At 44.4% G+C, this 2,939-nt stretch carries 2 protein-coding genes; both read right to left on the minus strand.

Going from position 1 to position 2,939, the window contains the following annotated elements:
- Window positions 1-11: 11 nt before the first annotated feature.
- On the minus strand, window positions 12-1,670 hold the full coding sequence (gene lonB, locus RAC86_RS37395) for an ATP-dependent protease LonB (protein ID WP_014477564.1): 1,659 nt from the start codon (window positions 1,668-1,670) through the stop codon (window positions 12-14).
- A 152-nt stretch (window positions 1,671-1,822) separates the two neighbouring features.
- Window positions 1,823-2,939: ATP-dependent protease ATP-binding subunit ClpX (gene clpX, locus RAC86_RS37400; protein ID WP_377886827.1), on the minus strand; the 1,117-nt coding region annotated here is incomplete at its 5' end.

The following is a 2,939-nucleotide window of genomic DNA, read 5'->3' on the forward strand; positions in this document are numbered from 1 at the left end:
CAAAATAGGGTTTAAACGGATTCTTTATTGATTTCGATATGAAACGGTTTTTGTTCCGTTGGCGGATTCACCAAAATTTCATCAAGCACTTCTTGGAACGTCTTCACTGCAATAATCTCGATCCCGTCAATCTGCTTTAAGATGGCCTGCTGATTTTCATATGGGATAATCACCTTTTTCGCACCGGACTGCTTGGCCGCTTTTATTTTCGGAATGACGCCTCCGATGGGTTTCACAAGACCGTTCAGGCTGATTTCGCCCGTCATCGCAACGGTATTGTCAATAGGAATTTTGTGTATCGCCGAGAAAATCCCCGCCGCCATCGCAATGCCTGCTGACGGCCCATCAATCGGAATCCCTCCTGGGAAATTGATGTGAATATCATAATCAGAAGGCTTCATTCCCATTGTCCGGAGCACGGTTAATACATTTTCAACCGAACCCTTCGCCATGCTTTTTCGCCTGATCGATTTTGATTGGCTGCCGATGCTTTCTTCTTCAGCTATTCCTGTGATGTTAATTGATCCTTTATCTTGAGCCGCGGTTACACTTACTTCGATTTCCAGAAGCGATCCGCTGTTAGGCCCATAGACTGCAAGCCCATTTACAATGCCAACCTGTGGTTCAACACCGATTTTTTGCTCGTGCTTTGGAGTAAGCTGACTGGAGTGAATGACCCATTCAATATCCTCAATCGTAATGTCCTTCCGATTCTCGGTTACAGCCATCCCCGCTGCGATTTGAATCATATTGACGGCTTCCCGCCCGTTCCGCGTGTAGCTGGTCAAAAGATCCAGGCCTTCTTCAGAGATATTTTTTTCAATTTTATCAGCTGCTGTTTTAGCAACCGTTTTCAGCTCGTCCTTTTCAAGCTCGCGGAAAAAAACCTCCAAACAGCGGGACCGGATAGCTGGCGGAATTTCGTTTGGCATTCTCGTGGTCGCGCCAATCAAGCGAAAATCAGCCGGCAGCCCATTTTGAAAAATATCATGAATATGATTCGGAATTTGTGTATTTTCCTCACTGTAATACGCACTGTCTAAAAAGACTTTTCTGTCCTCAAGCACCTTCAGCATTTTATTCATTTGAATAGGATGCAGCTCCCCTATTTCATCAATAAACAGCACACCGCCATGGGCATGGGTGACAGCTCCCTGCTTCGGCTGCGGAATCCCAGCCTGTCCCATCGCTCCGGCCCCTTGGTATATCGGGTCATGGACAGAGCCGATGAGCGGATCGGCAATTCCTCTTTCATCAAAACGGGCTGTTGTCGCATCGAGTTCCACAAAAACAGCCTGCTCTTTAAACGGTGATTGTTTATGTTTTTTTGCTTCTTCCAACACAAGCCGCGCAGCAGCCGTTTTCCCAACTCCCGGTGGCCCATAGACAATCACATGCTGAGGATTTGGCCCGCATAAAGCCGCCTTTAATGCTTTAATGCCGTCTTCCTGTCCGACGATATCTTGAAAGCTTTTGGGGCGGACCTTCTCAGATAATGGCTCGGACAAGCTGATAGCGCGCATTTTCCGAAGCTGCTCCATTTCCTTCTTTGATTCTTTATCTATCGTGACCTTTTGTGTCCTTTGATTTTTAAGCAAATTCCAAAAATACAAACCGATGATGATCCCAAAAAACAGCTGAATAAATAACGCGATCCCTGTCCAACTCATGGTGGTCCCTCCTGAAAAACAATTTATGTATCCAATTCATTCCTCTGATTGCTAGTATCTCCCATAGAAGACGGGAATAAACGTTTTTCCGGAAGAGTTGCATGCAAAAAAAACCTCCTGAGTGTTACCACTCAGGAGGTTTGTGCTTATCTTTATGCAGATGTTTTATCTTGGCTTACCTCAGTGCCATCTTTTAATAAGAGGCGAGGAGGCTCTCCGTGTGTCACAGTTGCCCCGGTAATTACACATTTTTCAATGTCATCACGAGAAGGCAGCTCAAACATCACATCAAGCATGATGCCTTCAATGATAGAACGGAGTCCGCGTGCTCCAGTCTTGCGTTCAATTGCTTTTTTAGCAATTTCAGAAAGCGCTTCTTCTTCAAACTCAAGCTCAACGTTATCAAGCTCAAGCATTTTCTTGAATTGCTTAACAAGAGCGTTTTTCGGTTTTGTTAAGATCGCAACCAATGCTTCTTCGTCAAGCTTTTCAAGGCTTGCAATAACCGGAAGACGTCCGATAAATTCAGGAATTAACCCGAAACGGAGCAAATCTTCAGGAAGCACTTTTGAAAGAAGATCTTCTTTCTCAAGATCAGCAGCTTTATTGTCGGCACCGAATCCAATCACTTTTTGGCCTAAACGGCGTTTGATGATTTGTTCGATACCATCGAAAGCTCCGCCGCAAATGAACAAAATATTTGTTGTGTCAATTTGAATGAATTCTTGATGAGGATGCTTACGTCCACCTTGAGGCGGTACGCTTGCCACTGTACCCTCAAGAATTTTAAGCAATGCCTGCTGTACACCCTCACCTGACACATCACGTGTGATAGACGGGTTTTCAGATTTTCTAGCCACTTTATCGATTTCATCAATATAGATAATGCCTTTTTCGGCTTTTTCCACATCATAATCAGCAGCTTGGATGAGCTTCAAGAGAATATTCTCTACATCTTCACCCACGTATCCAGCTTCAGTCAAAGATGTAGCGTCCGCAATCGCAAACGGCACATTTAAAATGCGAGCCAATGTTTGCGCCAGAAGGGTTTTACCGCTTCCCGTAGGGCCGATTAATGAAATATTACTTTTTGAGAGCTCAACATCATCAACTTTGCTGTTAGAGTTAATGCGCTTATAGTGGTTATACACAGCAACAGCAAGTGATTTCTTCGCTTGATCTTGGCCGATGACATATTCATTCAAAATTTCGCGAATTTCCTGAGGCTTTGGTACGTCTTTAAATTCTACTTCTTCTTCTGTTCCGAGT

The organism is Bacillus sp. LR_5 (assembly GCF_042709275.1).

What these genes read in the sequence shown, in the direction of transcription:
- lonB (WP_014477564.1), bottom strand. Translation starts at nt 1,670, where the DNA reads ATGAGTTGGACAGGGATCGCGTTATTTATTCAGCTGTTTTTTGGGATC.